Annotated in this window: 19 protein-coding genes and 1 pseudogene; 4 read left to right on the forward strand and 16 right to left on the reverse strand. The window is 63.8% G+C overall.

The window, feature by feature from the left end; translation table 11 throughout:
- Window positions 1–103: 103 nt before the first annotated feature.
- The 3 genes and pseudogenes from ACVMDN_RS41015 to ACVMDN_RS41025 all read right to left on the reverse strand — a co-directional run bounded on the left by ACVMDN_RS41015 (window position 104) and on the right by ACVMDN_RS41025 (window position 3,648).
- Entirely contained in the window at window positions 104–835 is a 732-nt protein-coding gene (locus ACVMDN_RS41015) for an ABC transporter ATP-binding protein (protein ID WP_057016004.1), read from the reverse strand.
- A pseudogene (locus ACVMDN_RS41020) lies at window positions 832–2,602 on the reverse strand (branched-chain amino acid ABC transporter ATP-binding protein/permease). The gene ACVMDN_RS41015 and the pseudogene ACVMDN_RS41020 overlap by 4 nt, the downstream one beginning before the upstream one ends.
- 5 nt (window positions 2,603–2,607) lie before the next feature.
- Window positions 2,608–3,648 carry a branched-chain amino acid ABC transporter permease gene (locus ACVMDN_RS41025; protein WP_028336532.1) on the reverse strand — a complete coding sequence of 347 codons (1,041 nt, stop codon included), beginning with the start codon at window positions 3,646–3,648 and terminating at the stop codon, window positions 2,608–2,610.
- A 179-nt stretch (window positions 3,649–3,827) separates the two neighbouring features.
- Between ACVMDN_RS41025 and ACVMDN_RS41030 the strand changes: the two genes are divergently transcribed.
- A complete protein-coding gene (locus tag ACVMDN_RS41030) occupies window positions 3,828–4,346 on the forward strand; it encodes a MarR family winged helix-turn-helix transcriptional regulator (protein WP_028336531.1) in 519 nt (172 codons plus the stop codon).
- A 90-nt stretch (window positions 4,347–4,436) separates the two neighbouring features.
- Here the strand turns inward: ACVMDN_RS41030 and ACVMDN_RS41035 are convergent, their stop codons facing one another.
- Entirely contained in the window at window positions 4,437–4,922 is a 486-nt protein-coding gene (locus ACVMDN_RS41035; protein WP_076832491.1) for an adenosine-specific kinase, read from the reverse strand.
- A 313-nt stretch (window positions 4,923–5,235) separates the two neighbouring features.
- On the opposite strand from ACVMDN_RS41035, the gene ACVMDN_RS41040 reads away from it, so the two are divergent.
- Complete coding sequence (locus tag ACVMDN_RS41040) at window positions 5,236–6,405, forward strand: saccharopine dehydrogenase family protein (protein WP_076832488.1); 1,170 nt, start codon at window positions 5,236–5,238, stop codon at window positions 6,403–6,405.
- 51 nt (window positions 6,406–6,456) lie between these two features.
- On the opposite strand, the gene ACVMDN_RS41045 is transcribed toward ACVMDN_RS41040, so the two are convergent.
- A complete protein-coding gene (locus ACVMDN_RS41045) occupies window positions 6,457–7,182 on the reverse strand; it encodes a phosphorylase family protein (protein WP_076832486.1) in 726 nt (241 codons plus the stop codon).
- Between the two features lie 454 nt (window positions 7,183–7,636).
- On the opposite strand from ACVMDN_RS41045, the gene ACVMDN_RS41050 reads away from it, so the two are divergent.
- On the forward strand, window positions 7,637–8,623 hold the full coding sequence (locus tag ACVMDN_RS41050; RefSeq protein WP_244558950.1) for a GNAT family N-acetyltransferase: 987 nt from the start codon (window positions 7,637–7,639) through the stop codon (window positions 8,621–8,623).
- On the opposite strand, the gene ACVMDN_RS41055 is transcribed toward ACVMDN_RS41050, so the two are convergent.
- From ACVMDN_RS41055 to ACVMDN_RS41105, 11 genes are all read right to left on the reverse strand, one after another.
- Window positions 8,620–9,903, reverse strand: a complete 1,284-nt coding sequence (locus tag ACVMDN_RS41055) for a glycerate kinase type-2 family protein (protein ID WP_076832483.1) — start codon at window positions 9,901–9,903, stop codon at window positions 8,620–8,622. The genes ACVMDN_RS41050 and ACVMDN_RS41055 overlap by 4 nt on opposite strands.
- Window positions 9,904–9,925: 22 nt before the next feature.
- The gene (locus ACVMDN_RS41060) at window positions 9,926–11,158 is read right to left on the reverse strand and encodes an ABC transporter substrate-binding protein (RefSeq protein WP_028338255.1); all 1,233 of its coding nucleotides are present in this window, start codon (window positions 11,156–11,158) and stop codon (window positions 9,926–9,928) included.
- Window positions 11,159–11,424: 266 nt separating this feature from the next.
- Window positions 11,425–12,651 (reverse strand): ABC transporter substrate-binding protein, encoded by a 1,227-nt coding sequence (locus ACVMDN_RS41065; protein ID WP_076832480.1) that lies wholly within the window; start codon window positions 12,649–12,651, stop codon window positions 11,425–11,427.
- 155 nt (window positions 12,652–12,806) lie between these two features.
- Complete coding sequence (locus ACVMDN_RS41070; protein ID WP_076832477.1) at window positions 12,807–14,033, reverse strand: ABC transporter substrate-binding protein; 1,227 nt, start codon at window positions 14,031–14,033, stop codon at window positions 12,807–12,809.
- A 281-nt stretch (window positions 14,034–14,314) separates the two neighbouring features.
- The gene (locus ACVMDN_RS41075) at window positions 14,315–15,541 is read right to left on the reverse strand and encodes an ABC transporter substrate-binding protein (protein WP_057016012.1); all 1,227 of its coding nucleotides are present in this window, start codon (window positions 15,539–15,541) and stop codon (window positions 14,315–14,317) included.
- A gap of 118 nt (window positions 15,542–15,659) precedes the next feature.
- Window positions 15,660–16,889: an ABC transporter substrate-binding protein gene (locus ACVMDN_RS41080; RefSeq protein ID WP_028338101.1), complete on the reverse strand. Its 1,230-nt coding sequence runs from the start codon at window positions 16,887–16,889 to the stop codon at window positions 15,660–15,662.
- Window positions 16,890–16,918: 29 nt separating this feature from the next.
- Window positions 16,919–17,941 (reverse strand): branched-chain amino acid ABC transporter permease, encoded by a 1,023-nt coding sequence (locus ACVMDN_RS41085; protein WP_076832475.1) that lies wholly within the window; start codon window positions 17,939–17,941, stop codon window positions 16,919–16,921.
- Window positions 17,942–17,943: 2 nt separating this feature from the next.
- Window positions 17,944–18,822 carry a branched-chain amino acid ABC transporter permease gene (locus tag ACVMDN_RS41090; protein WP_028339071.1) on the reverse strand — a complete coding sequence of 293 codons (879 nt, stop codon included), beginning with the start codon at window positions 18,820–18,822 and terminating at the stop codon, window positions 17,944–17,946.
- 13 nt (window positions 18,823–18,835) lie between these two features.
- Window positions 18,836–19,549: an ABC transporter ATP-binding protein gene (locus tag ACVMDN_RS41095; RefSeq protein ID WP_038384532.1), complete on the reverse strand. Its 714-nt coding sequence runs from the start codon at window positions 19,547–19,549 to the stop codon at window positions 18,836–18,838.
- On the reverse strand, window positions 19,546–20,343 hold the full coding sequence (locus ACVMDN_RS41100; protein ID WP_016847575.1) for an ABC transporter ATP-binding protein: 798 nt from the start codon (window positions 20,341–20,343) through the stop codon (window positions 19,546–19,548). Before ACVMDN_RS41100 ends, ACVMDN_RS41095 begins: the two co-directional genes overlap by 4 nt.
- A 69-nt stretch (window positions 20,344–20,412) precedes the next feature.
- A complete protein-coding gene (locus tag ACVMDN_RS41105; RefSeq protein WP_018269093.1) occupies window positions 20,413–21,279 on the reverse strand; it encodes an IclR family transcriptional regulator in 867 nt (288 codons plus the stop codon).
- Between the two features lie 180 nt (window positions 21,280–21,459).
- Between ACVMDN_RS41105 and ACVMDN_RS41110 the strand changes: the two genes are divergently transcribed.
- On the forward strand, window positions 21,460–23,556 hold the full coding sequence (locus tag ACVMDN_RS41110; protein WP_076832472.1) for a 3-hydroxyacyl-CoA dehydrogenase NAD-binding domain-containing protein: 2,097 nt from the start codon (window positions 21,460–21,462) through the stop codon (window positions 23,554–23,556).
- Window positions 23,557–23,574: the final 18 nt, after the last annotated feature.

A 23,574-nucleotide genomic window follows, 5' to 3' on the forward strand; every position in this document is an offset into this window, starting at 1 on the left:
GAAGGCGCACCTGCCTTCATCCTTCCCTGGAGGGGGAGGATCGCCGCGCATGTAATGCGCGGCGAGGTGGGGTGACGGTCTCTCCGCGATGGAGTTGCGCGTCCTAAATCGCACTCTCGCCTTCGTGCTGGAAGCCGAGATAGCTCGCGGCGACGCCCTTGTTGGCGGCGATTTCCGTCGCGGGGCCTGACAGCACGAATTCGCCGAGCTCCATGACATAGGCGCGGTCGGCGATCTGCAATGCGGCCTGGGCATTCTGCTCGACCAGGAGCACCGAGACGCCGGCTGCGCGGAGCTCGCCGACGATGCGGAAGATGTCGGCGACGATGATCGGAGCGAGGCCGAGGCTCGGCTCGTCCAGCATCAAGAGCTTCGGCGCGCCCATCAGCGCGCGGCCCATCGCCAGCATCTGCTGCTCGCCGCCGGACAGCGTGCCGGCAAGCTGCTTGCGCCGCTCCTTGAGCCGCGGAAACAGCGTGTAGACCCGCTCCAGCGAGGCGGCCGCGACGGCCTTCGCAATCCGGAAGGCGCCGAGCTCGAGATTGTCCTCGACATTCATGGTGCCGAACAATTCGCGATGCTCGGGCACCAGGCTGAGGCCGGTGGCGACGCGGTCCTCGATATCGAGCGGCGCCATGTCGACGCCGGCGAAGCTGGTGCGCCCCTTCAGCGGCAGCACGCCCATGATGGCGTTGAGCAAGGTGGTCTTGCCGGCGCCGTTGGCACCGATGATGGTGACGATCTCGTTCTGGGCGACGTCGAGCGAAACGCCGCGCACCGCCTCGACCTTGCCGTAGGAGATGTGAACGTCGGTCACCGATAGCAGCGCACTCATGCGGCGGCTCCGAGATAGGCCTTGATCACGGCGGGATTGCGCTTGATCGCGGCCGGCGTGCCCTCGGCGATCTTGGTGCCGAAATCCAGCACCACGATGCGGTCGGCGAGATCCATCACGAACCCCATGTCGTGCTCGACCAGCAGCACCGACATGCCGCCGTCGCGCAATTGCCGGAGCAGCGCGGCCAGCCGCTGCTTCTCCATGTGGCGCAGGCCGGCGGCCGGCTCATCGAGCAGCAGCAGCATCGGATCGACGCACAGCGCGCGGGCGATCTCGACAATGCGCTGCTGTCCGAGCGACAGCGAGCCCGCGAGCTGGTCGATCTGGTCCGACAGGCCGACGCGCGCGATCTGCCGCGCGGCTTCCGCCAGCAGCCTCGCCTCATCAGCGCGGTCGAGCCGCAGCATGCTGGAGATCGCGCCGGAATTGCCGCGCAGATGCGCGCCGATCGCGACATTCTCCAGCACGGTCATGTCGGGCACCAGCTTGACGTGCTGAAAAGTCCTGGAAACGCCGAGCTTGACCACCTCCTGCGGCGGAGCATTCGCGACCTCGTTGCCGAGCACTGAGATCTTGCCGCTGGTTGCGGTCAGGACGCCGGTGATCAAATTGAAGGTCGTGCTCTTGCCGGCGCCGTTCGGGCCGATCAGCGCGACGATCTCGCGGGCGTTGACGTCGAACGAGACGTCGTTGACCGCGAGCACGCCGCCGAACTGCTTGCGCGCCTTGTCGATGTGCAGAAGGATCGGAGACGTTCCTGGCGCTCGTTCGCGGTGCTCCAGTTTCACGGACGTGTCCGGGGTCTTGCGGGCGGGCTTGAACGGCAGCCGCGACATCAGCCAGGGCCAGACGCCCTGAGGCGCGAGCTGCAGCAGCAGCACCAGCATGATGCCGAACACGATGGTCTCGAGCTGGCTCTGGCCGCCGAAGATGTAGGGCAGGTAGCTCTGCAGCACCTCCTTGAGGATCACGACGATGCCGGCGCCGAGCACGCCGCCCCAGACGTAGCCCGCGCCGCCGACCACGGCGATGAACAGATACTCGATGCCGGCCTGCGCGCCGAACGGCGTTGGGTTGGCGGCGCGCTGGAAATGCGCATACAGCCAGCCGGACAGGCCGGCCAGCACCGCGGCATAGATGAACACCAACAGCTTGGCGCGGGGCGTCTGCACGCCGAACGCTTCCGCCGCAACATGGCCGCGCCGCAAGGCGCGGATCGCGCGCCCGGTGCGGGAGTCCAAGAGGTTCATGGTCAGCAGCGCGGACAGCAGCACCGCGACCCAGATCGCGTAGTAGATCGCATCCGGGCTCAGCATCTTGAACGAGCCGATCGACAGCGGCGGAATGCCGGAGATGCCGTCGTTGCGGCCGAGGAATTCGAGCTTGCTGAACAGATAGAACAGCCCGATGCCCCAGGCGATGGTGCCGAGCGGCAGATAATGGCCGGATAGCCGCACCGTGACGATGCCGAGCAGCACGGCGGCGATGCCGCTGACCAAGAGCGAAGCCGGCAGCGTCAGCCAGGGCGAGACGCCGTAGGCAGTGGTCAGCACCGCCGTGGTGTAGGCGCCGAAGCCGCAGAACGCGGCCTGGCCGAACGAGGTCAGGCCGCCGACGCCGGTGAGCAGCACGAGGCCCATCGCGACCAGCGCGGCGAGGCCGATATTGTCGAGCAGCACGATCCAGAACGGCGGGATGCCCGGTGACAAGCGGAATCACCGCCATCACGAGCGCGAAGATGATGAGGGGAAGGCGCTGCGTCATCGCGCTCAATCCTTCTCTTCTTCGACCTCGGGCGCCGCGAGCGAGCGCAACACGAGCACGGGGAGGATCAGCGTGAACACGATGACTTCCTTGAAATTGCTGGCGTAGAACGACGAGAAGGCTTCGACGATGCCGACCACGATGGCGGCGACCGCGGTCAGGGGATAGCTGACCAGGCCGCCGATGATGGCGGCGATGAAGCCCTTCAGGCCGATCAGGAAACCGGTGTCGTAATAGAGCGTCGTGATCGGCACGATCAGGATGCCGGAGATCGCGCCGATGACGGAGGCGAGCAGGAACGCGATCTGGCCGGACAGCGTGGTGCGGATGCCGACCAGGCGGGCGCCGAGGCGGTTGACCGCGGTGGCGCGCAGCGCCTTGCCGGTCTTGGTGTAGCCGAAGAACAGCCACAGGGCGACGATGAAGCCGATCGTCAGGCCGTAGACCGCAAGACTCTGCCCGGTGAAGCGCAGCGGGCCGGCGGTCACTGCGGCATTCGACAGCGCAGGCGCGCGCAGGCCTTCGGCGCCGAAGAACACCAGGCCGAGGCCCTGTAGCGCCAGATGGCAGCCGACCGAGGCGATCAGCAGCACCAGCACAGAAGTGTGCGCGATCGGCTGGAACGCGATGCGGTAGAGGAACAAACCGATCGCCGCCACGATCAGGAGCGCGAGCGCGATGTTGACGGCGATCGGCGTGCCGGGACCGACCAGCGCGTAAATCAGACCGAGCAGCGCGACGGGAAAGGCGATGTTGAGCGCGACCGAGCGGATCACCAGCCGCGCATGCAGCGCGTTACGGGCGAAGAACAGGTCGAGGGCGAAGGCGACGAGGCCCATCGCGACCGCAAGCCGCGCTGTGCCGGGCACCTGGCCGGTCGCCAGCATGGCGTAGCTCAGCGCGCCGTAGGTGACGAATTCGCCCTGCGGGATCAGGATCACCCGCGTGACCGCGAACACCAGCACCAGGGCCAGCCCCAGCAGTGCGTAGATCGCGCCATTGGTGATGCCGTCCTGCAGCAGGAACAGCATGATCGTTGTGTTCAAGGCCGAGCGCTCCCCCTCAAGCGTCGGACCGCCTCAACCGGTCGTGCCGGTCAGGTCGGCCGATATCGGCTGTTGAAAGCTGCCGACATTTGATATAGTCCATAACAATTATTAGATATAATCTCAAGGTCCCCGAGTGTCGTGCGGGATTCTTGTAGCGGGATTGCGAGCCTGGAGCGATGACTGTTTCCAAGACCGCCACCGATGCCCTCCGTTCGTCGCGGGCCCTGCGCAGGGAACCGGCCGATTCTGCCGGGGACGACAGCATGCTGCAACTGGGCGAACTGTCCGGATTGCTCGGCTATTCGTTGAAGCGCGCGCAGCTCAGGGTATTCGAGGACTTCCTGCGCTGCGTCGCGCCGCTGCAGCTGACGCCGGCGCAGTTCTCGGTGCTGCTTCTGCTCGACAAGAATCCGGGCCGCAACCAGACCGAGATCGCCAACACGCTCGGGATCCTCAGGCCGAATTTCGTCGCGATGCTCGACGCGCTGGAGAGCCGCGACCTTTGCGCGCGGATGCGCTCCACCAACGACCGCCGTTCCCACATCCTCGTCCTGACCGACAAGGGCCGCGCCGTGCTGGCGCGCGCCAAGAAGCTGGTCGCCAACAAACACGAGGCGCGGCTGATCGAGGTGCTCGGTCCGGCCAACCACGCCGCGCTGCTGGAGATGCTGGCGAAGCTCGCGCAGGAGTTTTGAGAGAGCGCGACGGCCCGTCCGCTCGCAATGACGCGTTGGGTTGATACATATCCAGCATGCGGGCGCCGCCAGGCGGCGAACCATCGCGGTCTAAAGCTTGTAGCCGATGTTCCGCAGCAAATCCTTCCGCCACGCAATGTCGGCGTCGGTTTCGACACCCAGCGGCGAGGCGCCATCCACCACGCCGAGCACGCCGCGCCCGAGCTCCGTCTGCGCGACGATCACCTGTGTTGGATTGGCCGTCGAGCAATAGATGCGGCAGACCTCCGGCACTGCGCGCACCGCCGGGAGCACATTGACGGGAAAGAACCCGTCGCCGAGGAAAATCAGGAAGGTGTGACCGGCGCCGATCGCCAATGCGTTGTCGCGTGCCAGGGCGAGCGAGGCGTCGTCGTTACCGGAGCAGCGCACCAACCGCTTGCCGGAGGCCTCGCAGAAAGCCAACCCGAAGCGGATGCGCGGAACCGTGCCCACCAGCGCTTCGTGAAGGTCTTCCACGGTCTTGATGAAATGCGACTGGCCGAAGATGAAGTTGGTCTCATCCGGCTTGACGATGGGCACCACGGTGAGTTCCATGGCTTCGCTCCTGCACGCGAACTCCCCAATCCATGGTAGGCCGTCGGAGGGCGTTTGCAAGCGGCCACAGGCGCTCAAATGTGCCGGCTGTTGCTTCGGCTCACGCCGACCAGCGTCCGTACTCACGACGGCTCTCAAGGGGGACCGGAAATCGCCGGGAGGTTGCGCGCCGAAGGGCGGCAATTGTGGTATCCTCCGTCAAGCGCGATGGCCCGTATGTTGCCCGGCCCCTCGCAAATGGCCGCGAAGCGTACCGAGCGTTGCTAACGGATCTGAAGGGAGCGCTTCCGGGGGCTCGAGGAGGATCAACGCCGTGAAGCGGGACTTCGACCTCATCGTCTATGGCGCGACGGGTTACACCGGGGGTCTCATCGCCGAATATCTGGCGACATCCTATCGCGGCGACGATGCTCCGTCCTGGGCAATTGCGGGACGCTCAACCGACAAACTCCAGAAAGTGCGTGCCGACATCGGCGCACCGGACGATTTGCCGTTGGTGAAGGCGGATGCCGCCGAGCCGGCCAGCCTGCGTTCGATGTGCGAGCGCGCGACCGTGGTCGTCACCACGGTCGGGCCCTATCAGCTTCACGGTCCCGAGCTAGTGGCGGCATGCGCGGCCACCGGCACGGCCTATGTTGATCTTTGCGGCGAACCGGGCTGGATGCGGGCTATGATCGACGCCTATCACGAAGAGGCAAAACGGACCGGCGCGCGCATCGTCTTCTCCTGTGGCTTCGATTCCATCCCGTTCGATCTCGGTGTGCTCACGTTGCAGGAGAAGGCGCGCGAGAAATTCGGACGCCCGGCGCGGCGGGTGAAGGCCCGTCTGCGCAAGGTGAGGGGTGGCATGTCTGGCGGCACCGCGGCGAGCGCTCAGGCGACGCTGGCCGCCGCGGCGCGCGACCCGGCCCTGATCCGGCTGCTGACCGATCCCTTCGCGTTGACGCCGGGCTTCACTGGGCCGTCTCAGCCGTCGGGCCTCGTCCCCGAATATGACACAAGCATGCACGCGTGGCTCGTGCCGTTCCCGATGGCGCCGATCAACACCAAGAACGTGCACCGCACGAACTTCCTGTTGGGCCATCCCTACGGCAGGGACTTCGTTTATGACGAGATGATGGTGGCGCCGGGACTTGGGGACATCGCGAGCGTGACGACGGAGACGTTCGCCACGGTGGCGTCCTTGTTCGGGACCGGCGGTCTCAAACGCGGCGCAGGCCCGACCCGGGAAGCGCGCGAGAGGGGCTTCTACGACATCTTCTTTCTGGGCGAGGTGCCGGATGGCGGACGGGTCGAAGCCGTTGTCACCGGCGACCGCGATCCGGGCTATGGCTCGACAAGCAAGATGATCACCGAAAGCGCTCTCTGCGTCGTGCGTGACGTGCAGGGTGAGGGCGGCATCTGGACGCCGGGCGCGCTGATGGGGCCGGCCTTGCGCAAGCGTCTAAAGGAGCGCGCCGGCCTCACTTTCAGTGCGCGTTGAGGTCACGCACGTAGTCGGCAGGTATAGCGGCCCGTTCGGCTAAAAAAGCGACTAGAGGGCGATCATACGATCGTCCGCTACGATACTTGAACTTGGCTCCGACTCTTCTGCTTGCAAGGAAGGCAACCCTAATCCAGGGCCAAGCAATTGACGGCAGCGAAGCAGTGCCGCAAATCCGGACAGTGCGTCGAGACTGGTCCGAAGCAGCATCGGTAACTCGCTCGGCTGTTTCATTGTCGCACGGACCAGCGCGGCGAGATCGATCGTCCCGTTTGCACGCACTGCGGACAGGGCGGCGGCAGGAAGCTGCCGACCGGCCGGATCCATGATCACGCGGACGGCAGTCATAGGGAGGCCGCGCGCTGCAGCGACACTCGCCGCCACATGGGATTCGTTATCGACCGCCAGCGCGCCTGTACTCATATGCAGCGAGCGCTTCGCTTCTGGATGCATGGCGACCGTGGTCACACCAGCAATAGGGCCATAAATCGAACCGGGGATGAGTCGAAGCAAGGCTTGCGACCAGTCCCGATCAGTGAAGAGCTGAATCGTTTCCGAAACGATCGTCGATGCTACGACGCATGCGCCTGCCGGGAGGTCGGCCGAAAGGCCGCCCGCGACGCCAAAGCTGATAAGACCGTAGCAATCCTCAGCAATTGCCGACGCGAGAGACTCCGCGAGCGTGCTGCCATCGCCACTGCAGATCGCCTGCGTATGCAGGTCTGCAGCGATCCGCGCCTCAAATGCAAGTCCCGTGACTCCAATCACCGCTGCCATGAGTCCGCTCCCCGGATGCCGCGCTGGACGGCGAGTGTCCGCGCATGCGGGTCGTATCAGGAGTGTTCTGCTCCAACGCCAAATCGCAAATGACTAACGAGTTAGTTTCTGACGGATATGTTAGCTGCTTTGTTTTGGCGCCGTGATAAATGCTGCCTAGGGCCGGGATCCGTGGCGAGCGTGAGATCGTGCCGGAAGCTGCAACAGCGCACTTGACGAGCCAAATCGGCGACCTCACGAGACGCGTGCCGATGCAATGTCCGCCGCGTCTCCAAGTCATCGTGCGGAACGATTTGGAGCGTTGTCCGCGCTGGCAGTTCGCCTTCGCGAGCGAGCGCAAGGGTCATCGATACTATGAGTTGGTCGAGGATACCCTTCATCCCGAGTTCGATTACCGGTATTTCCTCATCAAGATGCGGTTGATCAGGTTTGTGCTGTACAGCCATTCTTCCTAATGGACCTGGATTTGCTGGCCGGTGCGAGGCCGCGGTTTGGCGTACTCATCGACGCCATTCGCCGGATGTGGCCAGGTTTGATGCGCGCCCGTGCGCTCATGGTCGGGTGCGTCGCAGGGGAAGGTCATCTTGACGGGGACGAGGCCTGCCATCGAGGCTGCGCGGAACTGCTGGCCTCTACGATTGCAATACATGCTCGCAGGCTCGGGGCGCGGCTGATCGTGCTCAAGGAGTTTCCGGCGCGATACCGACCAATCCTCGACTGCTTGATCGCTCACGGCTTCACCCGCATCCCTAGCCTGCCCATGACCAGGCTTTGCATCGATTACGCCAATTTCGATGACTATATGAATCATGCGCTCAACAGCGCAACCCGCAAGAAACTTCGCAAGAAGTTTGAGGCGACAGCGCGGGCCTCTCCATCCGTCGAGATGAACGTCGTCAACGACGCGACGCCGGTGATCGCGCAGATCTATCCATTGTATTTCCAAGTCTATCAGCGTTCGAAACTGCACTTCGAGAAGCTGACGGAACAATACTTCTGCGACTTGGGGCGGCGGATGGGGGACAAGGTCCGCTTCTTCCTCTGGCGTCAGAACGAGCGGATCGTCGCGTTTGCCGCATGCATGGTACATGGTGACGCGATCTATGCGGAGTACATAGATCTTGACTACGATGTCGCCTTAGACCTGCACCTCTATCATTATGTGTTTCGCGACATGGTGAGCTGGGCAATCGCCAACGGGTACAAATGGTTTCGCAGCAGCGGGCTGAACTATGATCCAAAGCTGCACCTGAGGCACTTGCTTGATCCGATCGACTTATACGTTCGGCACACCTCCGCGCCGATCAACTCAGTGTTGAAGCGCATTTTGCCGGTGCTCGAGCCGATGCGATATGACGAGACGCTTGCGAAGTTTCGTAACTATCAGGAGCTTTGGGCGCAGCCCGAGACTGGCCTTGGGTCCGTCGAGGATACGGCCTAATCCACCAAAATCACCCGCACGTCATTGACGTTGGTCAGCGTCGGGCCGGTCAGGAGCAAATCCCCGGTCTGGGCGAAGAACCCCGTCGCATCGTTGTTCTCGAGATAGGCCTTCGGATCGAGGCCGATCGATTTCATCTTCGCGAATGTCGCCTGGTCGATCACGGCGCCGGCCGGGTCGGTCGCGCTGCCAGCGCCGCCGTCGGCGCCGTCGGTATCGGCGGCCAGTGCCGAGACGTCGGGTGTATCCTTCAGCAGGCCGGCCAGCGCCAGCGCGTATTCCTGGTTGGGGCCGCCGCGGCCATCGCCGCGCACCGTCACCGTCAGCTCGCCGCCGGAGATGATCGCAACGCGCTTGCCTTCGCTGCGCGCCTTCAGCGCCAGCCGCGCATGCTCGGCCGCGATCTCGCGGGCCTCGCCTTCGAGATCGGCGCCGAGCGCGATGGTCTCGTAGCCGGCGTCCCGCGCGACCTTCACCGCGGCGTCGATCGAGGCCTTCGGCTTTGCCAGCAGTTCGAATGTCGCCCGCGCGAAGGCGGCATCGCCGGGCTTGCAGCTTTCGTTCGCGGGATCGTCGAGCGCGCGGCGGACCGCGTCGTCGATGGAGAGATTGTATTTGGCGACCAGTGCGCGGGCGTCCGCCAGCGTGGTCGGATCCGGCACCGTCGGCCCGGAGGCGATCGCGGAGGGATCGTCATGCGGCACGTCCGATATCGCCAGCGTGACGATCTCGGCCGCGTGCTGGCCGGCGCGCGCCAGCCGTCCGCCCTTGATGCGCGAGAGATGCTTGCGCACGGTGTTCATCTCGCCGATCGGCGCGCCGGAGCGCAGCAGTGCGCGGTTGACCTGCTGCTTCTGGGTAAAGCTCACGCCGTCGACCGGCGCGATCCAGTTCGCCGAACCGCCGCCGGTCAGCAGCACCAGCAGGAGATCGTCCGGGGTCGCGGTCGCGGCGAGCCGCAGCGTGTCGTCCGCCGCCTTGAGCCCGGCCTCGTCGGGCACCGGGTGGCCGGCCTCGACCACCTTGATGCGGCGGGTCGGCACGCCATGGCCGTGGCGGGTGGTGGCGATGCCGACCAGCCGCGACGGATCGAGCTCGAGCGCGTCGAGATAATGCCGCTCGGCCGCCGCGGCCATCGCCGCGGCGCCCTTGCCTGCGCAGAGACAGATCACCCGTCCCTTCGGCACCGGCCGCAGCCGCGACGCCAGCACGACGTCGGGATGCGCAGCCGCCACAGCGGCATCGAAGATCGAACGCAGGAAAGGACGACGGTCGGTCATGGTTGTGCCTTATGTAACGCGGTCAGTGTCCGCCGACTTCGCCGCTGATGACGTCGCCGAACAATTGCCAGCGCTCGCCCTTGAACTGCATCAGCTGGAGCTGTTCGATCGGCTGGAAGTCGGCAGGCCCGGTCGACAGCGTCACGCCGGGCAGCAGGCCGCCCTGCGCGAATTGCTTCAGGCTCGCCGCCTGCTTCATCACATTGGCGCGGGTGAGGTCGTCACCGCAGCGGCGCAGCACCTCGACCATCGTGGTCGCCATGTTGTAGCCGGTCATCGCCGAGGCATCGACGCGGTTGGTGTCGGGCATGTATTTGGCGAGCAGTTCGTCGAACGCCTTCATGCCGGCGTCGTCCTTCCATTGCGGATCGCTGGCGTCCTTGGCGTAGGCGGCCGAGATCACGCCCTGCGCATTGTCGAGGCCGGCCGGACGCATCACGGTCGCGGTGGAGGCCGAGACGTTGGAGACGATGGTCACCGGCTTCCAGTTCATCTCGCCGAGCTTCTTGATCGCCTGGGCGCCGAATTTCGGCGTGGTGAAGAAGACGATGACGTCGGGATTGGAGGATTTCAGCCGCACCACATGGGAATCGATCGTCGGCTCGGCGACTTCATAGCTCTCCTTGGCGACGACGCGCGCGGGATCGCTGGCGAAGCCGTCTTCCAGGCCCTTGAGGTAGTCCTTGCCCATGTCGTCGTTCTGGTAGAGCACCGCGACCTTGGTGGCGGGCTTTTCCTTGAGCAGATATTTCGCGTAGATCCGCGACTCGCTCTGGTAGCTGGGCAGCCAGCCCATGGTCCAAGGGAAGGCCTTCGGATCGTTCCACTTGGTCGCGCCGGTGGCGACGAACAGCTGCGGTACCTTCTTGGCGTTGAGATATTTCTGGATCGCGGTGTTGGAGGCGGTGCCGAGCGTGCCGAACAGGAACAGCACCTCGTCGCTCTCGACCAGCTTGCGGGCCTGCTCGACGGCCTTCGGCGGCGAGTAGGCGTCGTCATAGGAGACGAAAGTGATCTTGCGCCCGTTGATGCCGCCGTCGTCGTTGACCTTCTTGAACACCGCGGCCATCGCCTTGCCGACCACGCCATAGGCCGACGCCGGGCCGCTATAGGGCACGATGTTGCCGATCTTGATCTCGGTGTCGCTCGCACCGGTGTCGTATTTCTTCTGCGCCCATGCGGCATTGCCGGTCGCGGCGGCGACGGCGAGGCCGAGCAGGGCGGTTGCGACACGGTGTCGGATCGGCATCGGCATTTCCCGAGATCTCCTTGTTGTTGCCGCCGCGCAAGGGCGCCGGTTTCTTGTCGGGGGTCTTGCCGGTTTACCTAGCGTATTGCCGGGTAAAGTGTAAGCAGGCATTGCCCGGGCCGGCCTGCGAGCAGGGCCATGGCCTTAAATTCCGGTTTCCGACGCGTTCTCTTCGCGCGAACCGGTACCCGCTTCGTTCGAAAACGCGCCAACAAAAAGCCCCCTGCGACGGTATCGCAGGGGGCCATTCCCGGTCGGGAGGCGGCGGGAAATCAGCCGCCGACGTCGGCGCTGATGACCTCGCCGAACAGTTCCCATTTCTCGCCCTTGAACTTCATCAGCTGCAGCTGGCTGATCGGCGCGAAATCGTTCGCCGCGGTGTTGATCTTGACGCCAGGCAGCAGCACCTCGGTGCGGAAGTCCTTCAGGCTTGCGGCCTGCTTCATGATGTTCTCGCGGGTGAGGTTGTCGCCGCACTGCTTCAGCACCTGGACCAGCGTCTGCGCCACGCCGAAGCCGACCACGGTGCCGCCGTCGAGCTTGTCGCCTTCGGGGAAGTCCTTGGCCATGAAGGCGTAGAACTCCTTCATGCCCGGGTCATTGTCCCATTGCTTGTCGGAAGCGTCCTTCAGGTAGGCGGCGGAGATGATATCCTGTGCGTTCTCGAAGCCGGCCGGTTTGATCACGCTGCCGACCGATGCCGACACGTTGTTGAGGAAGTGGGTCGGCTTCCAGCCGATCTCGGCGACCTTCTTGATCGCCTGGGCCGCGAATTTCGGCGTCGCGATGTCGATGAAGACGTCGGCGTTGCTCGCCTTCAGCTTGACGATGTTGCTGTCGATGGTCGGCTGGGAGGTCTCGAAGCTTTCTTCCGCGACGATCATGCTGGCGGCCTTCTGGCCGAGCCCGTCCTTCAGGCCCTTCAGATAATCCTTGCCGTAATCGTCATTCTGGTAGAGCACCGCGATCTTGGCGTTCGGCATGTTCTTCAGGATGTATTTTGCGTAGATCTGGGTCTCGCTCTGGTAGTTGGGCTGCCAGCCCATCGTCCAGGGAAAGTCCTTCGGGTCGTTCCACTTGGTGGCGCCGGTGGCGACGAACAGCTGCGGCACCTTCTTGGAGTTCATGTATTTCTGGATCGCCGAGTTCGACGGCGTGCCGAGCGAGTTGAAGATCAGCAGCACCTCGTCGCTCTCGACCAGCTTGCGGGCCTGTTCCACGGCCTTCGGCGGCGAGTAGGCGTCATCGTAGGAGATGAAGTTGATCTTGCGGCCATTGATGCCGCCGGCGTCGTTGACCTTCTTGAAATAGGCGGCCTCGGTGCGGCCGATGACGCCATAGGCGGACGCCGGGCCGCTGTAGGGCATGATGTTGCCGATCTTGATCTCGGTATCGCTGGCGCCGGTGTCGTATTTCTTCTGGGCAAGCGCAGCGCTGCCGGATGTCGCGAGGAGCGCGAGCGCGGCCCCGAGGACCGCAAGTTTTTTGGTAGCGGACATCTATGTCTCTCTCCCTGTTTGTCATGTGTCTCGGCCCTCTTGCTTGGAGAGCTCTTTGTTTGGCTGCAGTGATTATCATTTTAGGCGGTTCGTCTCAATGAGAAGCCCCTGCGGCAAACGCCGCAGGGGCGGTATCTTTGGTCGACCTTCCCGGCCTAACCGCCGACGTCGGCGCTCAAGACTTCGCCAAAGCGCTCCCAGGTCTCGCCCTTGAAGCGGATCAATTGCAGTTGCGAAAGCGGCGCGAAATCGGTCGCCGAGGTGTTGACCTTGACGCCGGGCAGCAGGCCGCCGGGCTCGTAATCGCGAATGCTGGCCGCCTGCTTCATGATGTTCTCGCGGGTCAGATTGTCACCGCAGGCCTTGAGCACGTGGACCAGGCCCTGCGAGACGATATAGGCGTACATCACGGAGGCATCGGCCCGGTTCGCTTCCGGATAGTACTTATCGAGGAATTCGTTCCAGGCAATCATCGCCTTGTCGGTCTTCCACTGCGCGTCGGTCGGATCCTTGAAATATTGCGACGAGACGATGTCCTGGGCGTTCTCGAAGCCCGCGGGCTTGATCACGCTGCCGATCGATCCGGAGACGTTGTTGAGGAAGTGCAGCGGCTTCCAGCCGAGCTCGGCATTCTTCTTGATCGCCTGCGCGGCGAACTTCGGCGTCGTGATGTTGAAGAATACGTCGGCGCCGGAGGCCTTGAGCCTGACGATGTGGGAGTCGATGGTCGGCTCCGTCACCTCATAGCTGTCCTCGGCGACGATCATCGACGCGGCCTTGGCGCCGAGCCCGTCCTTGAATCCCTTCAGATAGTCCTTGCCGTAGTCGTCGTTCTGGTAGAGCACCGCGATTTTGGCGTCCGGCTTGTTCTTCAGGATGTACTTCGCATAGATGATGGACTCGCTCTGGTAGTTGGGCTGCCAGCCCATCGTCCAGGGGAAATTCTGCGGGTCGTTCCACTTGGTGGCGCCGGTGGCGACGAACAGTTGCGGCACCTTCTTCTGGTTCATGTATTTTTGGATCGCCGAGTTCGGTGGCGTGCCGAGCGAATTGAAGATCAGCAGTACCTCGTCGCTCTCGACCAGCTTGCGCGCCTGCTCGACCGTCTTCGGCGGAGTGTAAGCGTCGTCGTAGCTGATGAAGGTGATCTTGCGGCCGTTGATGCCGCCCTCGGCGTTGATCTTGCGGAAATAGGCCTCCTCGGTCTTGCCGATCACGCCATAGGCTGAGGCCGCTCCGCTATAGGGCATGATGTTGCCGATCTTGATCTCGGTGTCGGAGGCGCCGGTGTCGTATTTCTTCTGGGCAAGCGCAGCGCTGCCGGATGCGGCGACGAGCGCAAGCGCAGCAGCAAATGCCGTCAATTGTCGTATTGCAGACATGCCGTTTCTCTCCCTGATTGCCGATGATGTGCCGCGGCCCCCTGTTTCGAGGGCTCATTATTGGTCGTAAAAACCTATCATCTTACCTGGGGTGTCTCAATGAAAAGCCCCTGCGGCGTTGCCGCAGGGGCTGCGTCTTTGGTCGACCACCCTCAAGGCGGGCCGCTGCTCAAAAATCCGCCAACGCGTTCGCGTGTGCGTGGAGTCAACCGCAGAGATTGCGGACGAGTAAAGCCACGCCGTTGAGTTGAGCGAGCGGATCGAACAGACCGACGTGACGATCAGTTGCTCAGATTGCTCGAAATGATGTCCCCGAACAGCTCCCACCTTTCGCCCTTGAACCGCATCAAGCGCAGTTGCTTGATCGGTGCGAAATCGGTGGCCGAGGTGTTGATGCTGATGCCCGGCAGCAGCGTGCCGGGGACGAAATCCTTCAGGCTTGCGGCCTGCTTCATGACATTGGCGCGGGTGAGGTCGTCACCGCACATCTCCAGCACCTTCACCATGGTCTGTGCGGCGGCGTAGCCGAACGAGGTGGCGCCGTCGAGCTTGTTGGCGTCGGGATAATTCTTCTTGAGGAAGGCGAGGAATTTCTCCATGCCGGGATCCTTGTCCCACTGCGGATCGGCGCCGTCCTTGAGATAGGATGCCGATAGGATACCCTGCGAATTCTCGAAGCCCGCCGGCTGCATCACGCCGCCGACCGACGCCGAGACATTGGCGACGATCTGCAACGGCGTCCACGCGATCTCGGCAGCCTTCTTGATCGCCTGTGCCGCGAATTTCGGCGTCGTGATGCTGACGAAGGTGTCGGCACCGGTGGCCTTCAGCTTGACGATGTGGCTGTCGATCGTGGGCTCGGATGTCTCGTAGGCCTCCTCGGCGACGATCATCGATGCCTTGTCGCCGAAGGCGTCCTTCAAGCCCTTGAGGTAGTCCTTGCCGAAATCGTCGTTCTGGTAGAGCACGGCGACCTTGGCGTCGGGCTTGTGCTTCATGATGTATTTTGCGTAGACCCGCGCCTCGTCCTGGTAGGACGGCTGCCAGCCCATGGTCCACGGATAATCTTTCGGGTCGTTCCACTTCGAGGCGCCGGAGGCGATGAACAGCTGCGGCACCTGCTTCTCGTTCATGTATTTCCGGATCGCCGCATTGGTCGCGGTCCCGACCGAGCCGAACAGCAGCAGCACTTCGTCGTTCTCGACCAGCTTGCGCGCCTGCTCCACCGTCTTGGGCGGCGAGTAGCCGTCATCGTAGGAGATGAACTTGATCTTGCGGCCGTGGATGCCGCCGGCATCGTTGATCATCCTGAAGTAGGCGGCCTCGGTCTTGCCGATCGTGCCATAGGCCGAGGCGGGGCCGCTGTAGGGCATGGTGTTGCCGATCTTGATCTCGGTGTCGCTGGCCCCGGTGTCGTATTTCTTCTGCGCCAGCGCGACATTGCAGCTCGTCAGGATCAGAGCGAATGCGGACAACAGCGCCGTCAGGGACGGACGTGCGGCAGTCATGGTTTCCCCACCTCGGGTTCTTTGTTTGGAGTATTCAATACCATCGGCGCGGGGCGTCAACAAAAAGCCCCCGCGACGGATATCGCGGAGGCTGTTGTTTTATTCCCGCAGTGCAACGTCACTCGGAGGGGACGTCGCCGGAAATGATGTCACCGAACAGCTCCCACTTCTGCCCCTTGAAACGCTGCATCTGCAGCTGGGCGATCGGGGCGAAGTCGGTGGCCGAGGTGTTGATCTTGACGCCGGGCAGCAGGGTGTCGGGCGTAAAGTCCTTCAGGCTCGCCGCCTGCTTCATGACGTTGGCGCGGGTGAGATCGTCGCCGCACATTTCGAGCACCTTGGCGAGCGTCTGTGCGGCGCCATAGCCGTACACATAGCCGCCGTCGGTCTTGTCGGCGCCCGGCATGTACTTGTCGAGAAACTCGGCCCACTTCTTCATGCCGGGGTCGTTGTTCCACTGTGTGTCGGCGCCGTCCTTGGCGTAGGCCGCCGACAGCACGCCCTGCGCGTTGTCGAAGCCCGCCGGCTGCATCACGCTGCCGACCGAGGCCGACACGTTGGTGATGATCTGCAGCGGCTTCCAGCCGAGCTCGGCGGTCTTCTTGATGGTCTGCGCGCCGAACTTCGGCGTGGTGTAGATCAGCAGCACGTCGGGATTGGCGGCCTTGATCTTGACGATGTGGCCGTCGATCGACGGCTCCGAAATCTCATAGCTCTCCTCCATGATGATGCTGGAGGCCGCCTTGGCGCCAAAGCCGTCCTTGGTGCCCTTGAGGTAGTCTTTGCCGAAATCGTCGTTCTGATAGAGGATCGCGATCTTGGCGTCGGGCTTCTCCTTCATCAGCCACTTGGCGTAGATCTGCGCTTCGCTCTGGTAGCTCGGCTGCCAGCCCATGGTCCACGGGAAGTTCTTCGGGTCGTTCCACTTGGTGGCGCCTGTCGCGACGAACAGCTGCGGGATCTTCTTGGAATTCAGGTATTTCTGGATCGCGGTGTTGGACGGGGTGCCGAGCGGGTTGAAGACGAGCAATACCTCGTCGCTCTCGACCAGCTTGCGCACCTGCTCGACCGCCTTCGGCGGCGAGTAGGCGTCGTCATAGCTGACGAAATTGACCTTGCGGCCGTTGATGCCGCCGCGATCGTTGATCATCTTGAAGTAGGCTTCTTCGGTCTTGCCGATCACGCCGTAGGCGGAGGCTGGTCCCGAATAGGGGATGATGTTGCCGACCTTGATCTCGGTATCGCTTGCGCCGGTGTCGTATTTCTTTTGGGCGAATGCGGCAGTGGACGTCGCGGCAACAGCGACGATCGCCGCGGAAATCGCGGCGATCCGAACGGTAGAAAGCATAATATCTCCTGGTTTGCTTCTATAGGCTGTCAGTTTTTCTTGAACTTTGCGGCCAGTTGCTGGGCAACGATCGCAACCTGCCTGGCGCCGTGCGGCACGAGGAAGATGACGAGGAACAGCAGCACGCCGAACACCGCGCCCGAAAGGCCCTTCGAAATACCTTCGGCGATGTTGGGCACGAAGATGATGAAGGCGGAGCCGACGATCGAGCCGGGCAACCAGCCGACGCCGCCGACCACCATGCCGAGGAACAGCGAGATCGCGAGCTGGATGGTGTAGCCGTCGGGCGCCACGAACTGCACCGCGATGGCGCCGAGACCGCCGGCAACGCCGGTGATGCCGGCCGAGACGCCGAACGCCAGCGTCTTGTACAGCGCGACGTCGACGCCCATCGCGGAAGCCGCGATCTCGTTGTCGCGGATCGCCATGAAGGCGCGGCCGGAGCGCGAGCGCAGCAGGTTCACCGAAGCGATATAGATCGCGATCGTGACCACCAGCGTGAAGTAATACAGCCACATGTCCTGCCCCATCGGCAGGCCGAACGGCGCATCCGGCTTGGTGACCACGAGACCCTGCACGCCGCCGGTCCAGTGCTCGAAATAGCCCAGCTTCAGAAGCTGAGGCATCGCGGTGGCTAGCGCAAAGGTCGCGAGCGCCAGATAGACGCCGGATAGCCGCAGCGCCGGCTGGCCGAACAGGAAGCCGAAGGCGAAGCAGACGATGCCGGCGATCGGCAGCGTGAGGGCATAGTTCATGCCCACATGCTCCATCAGGATCGCCGAGGTATAGGCGCCGACGGCATAGAACGCGCTCTGGCCGAGCGAGAACTGGCCGCTTCCGCCGGTCAGGATGTTGAGCGCCAGCACCGCGAGGCCGTAGATCAGAAGCATCGTCATCTGGAAGATGATGAAGTTCTTGACGAACAGCGGGATCAGGATCAGCGCGGCGAGCACGACGAGCGAGGTGCCGTAGCCCAGCGTCATGGCGCGCTTGGGAACGGCCTCGACGGCCTGGCCTTCGGTGACGACTTCGACTTCTTCAGCGGCGCTCATGATCAAACTCGCTTCACGATGGCGCGGCCGAACAGGCCTGCCGGTTTCACGACCAGGACGACGATGATCAGCGCAAGCGCGATCGGAAGTTTCAGTTCATTGCCGACGCCGGGGATGTAGGTGCCGACGAGGTTCTCGAAGACGCCGACCAGGAAGCCGCCCATGACGGCGCCGAACGGGCTCGACAGGCCGCCGAGCACGGCTGCGGCAAATCCATAGATCAGCACGCCGAGCATCATGTTCGGCTCGAGGAACACCACAGGTGCGATCATCATGCCGGCGATCGAGCCGATCGAGGCGGCCATGCCCCAGCCCAGCGCGATCATCCACGAGGTGTTGATGCCGACCAGCCGGGCCGATTCTGGCAGCGATGCGGCGGCGCGCATCGCAAGACCGACCCGGGTGAAGCGGAAGAAGAAGAACAGCAGGAGCAGCATCAACAGCGTGATGCCGATCATGCCGGCCTGGTGGGTCGAGATCAGCTGGCTGCCGAGGAACGGTGAGGAACCGAACGGCGTCGGATACTGCTTGATGGTGAAGTCCCAGATCAGGCCGGCGACCGAGTTGATGATCGCGTAGAGCGCGATGAAGCCGGCGACGTTGGTCAGGATCGGCGCCTTCGCCAGCGGCTTGAACAGCAACCGCTCGATGACGATGCCGGCGGCGAACGAAAAGGCGACGGTGAGCACGAAGGCGCCCCAATATGGCACGCCCCATTGCATCAGCTGCCAGGACACGAAGGTCGAGAACATCGCCATTTCGCCCTGGGCGAAATTCAGATGGTCGATGGCCTGGTAGATCATGACCACCGCGAGCGCCATGCAGGCATAGATCGCGCCGGTGGCGATGCCGGCCAGGACCTGGTTGGCAAAAAGCTCCATTGTGCCAGCTCCCTCAGTAGCCGAGATAGGATTTGCGGACGTCTTCGTTGTTCGCGATGTCCTTGGCATTGCCCGACATCACGATCCGTCCGGTTTCGATCACGTAGGCCTGGTCGGCGAGCTCGAGCGCGAGCTGCGCATTCTGCTCGACCACCAGGATGGTCACCTTTTCCTCGCGATTGATCTTTCCGAGGATGCGGAACAGGTCGCGCACGATCAGCGGCGCGAGGCCGAACGACGGCTCGTCGAGCAGCATCAGGCGCGGCCGCAGCATCAGCGCGCGCGCCACCGCGAGCATCTGCTGCTCGCCGCCGGACAGCGTGCCGGCCTGCTGGGTGTAGCGCTGCTTCAGCACCGGGAAATGCTCGTACATCCGTTCGATGTCGGCGCCGATCGCCTTCTTGTCCGGGCGGCTGATGGCGCCGAGCTGCAGGTTTTCCTCCACCGTCATGTTGGTGAAGGTGCCGCGGCCCTGCGGCACGTGGGCGATGCCGAGGCGGACCACGTTTTCGGTCGAGCGCGTGCCGATCGGCTTGCCCTCGAACTCGATCGCGCCGGTGGAGCGCACCATGTTGCAGATCGCCCGCAGTGTGGTGGTCTTGCCGGCGCCGTTGGCGCCGAGCAGCGTGGTCAGCGAACCCTCGTTGAGCGAAAAGGAGAGGCCGTGCAGGGCCTGGACCTGGCCGTAATAGGCGCGCAGGTCCTTGACGTTGAGCATCGTGGTCATTGGTCCTTGCTCCCCAGATAGGCCTTGATGACATCAGGGTCGGCCTGGACCTGGGCCGGCGTGCCTTCGGCAAGCTTGCGGCCGAAATTGAGCGCGACGACGTGGTCGGCGATCGACATCACGAGACCCATGTGATGCTCGACCAGCAGCACGGTGATCTTGCGGTCGTCGCGGATTTTGCGGATCAGGTCGCCGAGCACATAGACTTCTTCGTGATTGAGGCCGCCGGCCGGCTCGTCGAGCAGCAGGATCTTCGGATCCGCGGCCAGGGCGCGCGCCAGTTCGACGCGCTTCTGGGTGCCGAACGGAAGTCCCGAGACCACGGTGTGGGCGACGTCCTCGAGATCGAGATAGCCTAGGATGTCGTGCACCTTCTTGTTCATGTCGGTCTCGCCGCGGCGGACCCAGGCGAGGCGCAGCGAGTCGCTGACGATGTCGCTCGAGGTGCGCGCATGCGCGCCGACGCGCACATTGTCGATCACGGACAGGTTGGGGAACAGCGCGACGTTCTGGAAGGTGCGGCCGATGCCGATCTCGGCGATCCGGTGCGGCGGGCGCGACAGGATGCTCTTGCCTTCCATCAGGATGTCGCCCGACGACGGCTGATAGAGCCGCGACAGGCAATTGAACAGCGTCGTCTTGCCGGCGCCGTTCGGCCCGATCAGCCCGAGGATCTGTCCATGGCGCATGTCGAACGACACGCCGTTCAGTGCGATGATGCCGCCGAACACGACGCTGACGTCGCGAACCGCGAGCAGGGGATCATTCCCCTGCGCGAGCTGTGCCTGCGTCATCTCGTCTCGCCCGCCGTCTTCGAGCGGTGCGAGCGGCCCTGCGATGCGTTTCGCTGGACGTGATGGAGGCTATCTGATCCCCTCGGCCAAACGTGCAACTTTCCCTCCTACTCTGGTCTTTTTGCGTTCTTCTTTTTTGGATTGCGGCGCCATTCCACCGAGCGCCTGCTCGATGTTCCTTACCATCGCGACAAGACGAGGTCCAATGTCGTTGAGCAATCTGTCTTCCGTGAAGCGGAATGCCGGCGCGCCGCAATTGAAGGCGTAAGGACCGGTTCCGTCGTTCAATCTCAATGCAACGCCGACTGCGGCGACGTCGTTCTGCCAGTCGCCTGCGGACATCGTGAAGCCGTGCTTCGCGACCGTCTCGCCGGAGCGCTCGATGCCGTCGCGCATCTTGGCCCAGCGGCTGCCGTAGTGATCCCGCAGCTCACGCAGTAAAGCCGCGCGCTCGTCGGGCGGCAATGCCCAAATATAAGCACGCCCCATCGCGGTGGTTGCGATCGGCACCCGCGAGCCGACGTCGAGTTGTACGCCGAGCGCCAGGCCGTTCCGGCTCTGGCCGAAATAAATCATGCTGTGGCGGTCGCGGCCGCCGACGGCGACCGCTCCGCCGGTCGCGCGCATCACTTCTTCTCGATAGGGCTCGGACAAATGCCGAACGCCGAGATTGGCGAGCGCGGCGTAGCCGAGTGCCATCGCCGACGGCGCGAGTTGGTACTTCTCGAACTTCGGTACAGGTGTAAGGTATCCCAGCTTAGTCAGCGTGTAGGTCAGCCGGGAAATGGTTGGCTTCGGTAACTTGGTGCGGGCCGCAATCTCCTGATTGCCGAGCAGCCCGTCATTGGGTTGGAATGCGCGCAGGACGTCCAGTCCGCGGGAAAGGGCGACGACGAAATTGCGATCGGTCGCGGCTTTCTTGCTAGCGCGCTTCATCCCTATCCTTGCCCTGCCCTTGTCATGCTCGTTGACAAGGCACGTGCTTCAAAATAACCCTCCATGTCAAGATGTGGAATTAAATTTCGCAGTGCGAAATTGGTCTAATCGTAGCGGCTCAACGCAAGTCGTGCAGCTACTCAACACAAGTCCAAGAACAAGCATCCAGGGAGAGTCCCGGTGAGTGAAGTCGTCAAGCTCGAACGTCATGACAATATTGCCGTCGTCACGGTTAACAGTCCGCCTGTGAATGCGCTGAGCGCCGCGGTGCGCGGCGGCATCTTCGAGTGCATCAAGAGCGCGATCGATGATGCGCAGGTCCAGGGCATCGTGCTGACCTGCGCCGGCCGCACCTTCATCGCCGGCGCCGACATCACCGAATTCGGCAAGCCGCCGAAGCCGCCCGGGCTCGCCGAAGTGCTGAGCCTGATGGAGAGTTCGCCGAAGCCGATCGTTGCCGCCATCCACGGCACCGCGCTCGGCGGCGGCCTCGAGGTCGCGCTGGCCTGCCACTACCGTGTCGCCACCAAGGACGCCAAGCTCGGTCTGCCCGAGGTGAAGCTCGGCCTGCTGCCCGGCGCCGGCGGCACCCAGCGCCTGCCGCGCGCGGTCGGTCCCGAGCTCGCGGTCAAGATGATCGTCGGCGGCGATCCGATCGGCGCGGACGCGGCGCTGAAGGCCGGCCTGATCGAGGAGATCGTCGAGGGACCGGCTTCGGGCGGTGAGGCATTTGCGCGCAAGGTGGTCGCCGAGAAGCGTCCGCTGCGCAAGCTGCGCGACGACGACAGCAAGCTCGCCGCGGCCAAGGCCGATCGTTCGATCTTCACCAATGCGGTCGCTGCGCTGACCAAGAAGTCGCGCGGCCTCGAGGCGCCGTTCGCCGCTGCCGACGCCGTCGGCGCCGCGATCGACCTGCCGTTCGACGAGGGCCTGAAGAAGGAGCGCGAGGGCTTCCTCAAGCTGATGAACGGCGACCAGTCCAAGGCACAGCGCTACGCCTTCTTCGCCGAGCGCGAGGCCGCCAAGATCTCCGGTGTCCCCGACGGCACCAAGGGCCGCAACGTGGCGCGCGTCGCCATCCTCGGCGCCGGCACCATGGGCGGCGGCATCGCGATGTCGTTCGCCAATGCCGGCATCCCGGTCACCCTGATCGAGACCGGCGAGGAGCAGCTCAAGCGCGGCATGGGCATCATGCAGAAGAACTACGAGGCAACCGCCGCCCGCGGCGGCATCCCGGCGGACGCGCCCGCCAAGCGGATGGCGCTGATCAACGGCGTCGTCGGCATCGAGAACGTCGGCGACGCCGATCTCGTGATCGAGGCGGTGTTCGAGACCATGGCGGTCAAGAAGGAAGTGTTCGGCAAGCTCGACCAGTACGCCAAGCCGGGCGCGGTGCTGGCCTCCAACACCTCCTATCTCAACATCGACGAGATCGCGAAGTCGACCAAGCGTCCGCAGGACGTGCTCGGCATGCACTTCTTCTCGCCGGCCAACGTCATGAAGCTGTGCGAGATCGTGCGCGCCGACAAGACCGCGCCGGACGCGCTGGTCACGGCCGTCTCGATCGCCCGCAAGATCGCCAAGGTGCCGGCAGTGGTCGGCGTCTGCGACGGCTTCGTCGGCAACCGCATGCTGGCGCAGCGCGGCAAGCAGTCCGAGAAGCTGTTGTTCGAAGGCGCCCTGCCGCAGCAGGTCGACGCCGTGGTGACCAAGTTCGGCATGCCGATGGGCCCGTTCGCGATGGGCGATCTCGCCGGTCTCGATATCGGCTGGCGCTCGCGCAAGGACCGCGGCATCAAGTCGGAGATCGCCGACGCGCTGTGCGAAGCCGGCCGCTTCGGCCAGAAGACCGGCAAGGGCTACTACAAGTACGAGCAGGGCTCGCGCGCGGCGCTGCCCGATCCGGAGGTCGAGAAGCTGATCGACGAGACGCTGGCGCGCCTCGGCCGCAAGAAGCGCGTCGTCAGTGACGACGAGATCCTCGAGCGCATGATGTACCCGATGATCAACGAAGGCGCGAAGATCCTCGCCGAGGGCATCGCGGCGCGTCCGTCGGATATCGACGTGGTCTGGCTCTATGGCTATGGCTGGCCGATCTATCGCGGCGGTCCGATGTTCTGGGCCGACACCGTCGGCCTCAAGCACATCGCCGATCGCCTGGCCTTCTACGCCAAGGAGACCAACGATCCCTCGCTCGAGCCGGCGCCGCTGCTCAAGAAGCTCGCCGACGAGGGCAAGACCTTCGCCTCGCTCGCCGCGCCGTCGAAGGCGGCGTGATTGGCCGACTGTAACCAC

Source organism: Bradyrhizobium sp. USDA 4510 (assembly GCF_054059095.1).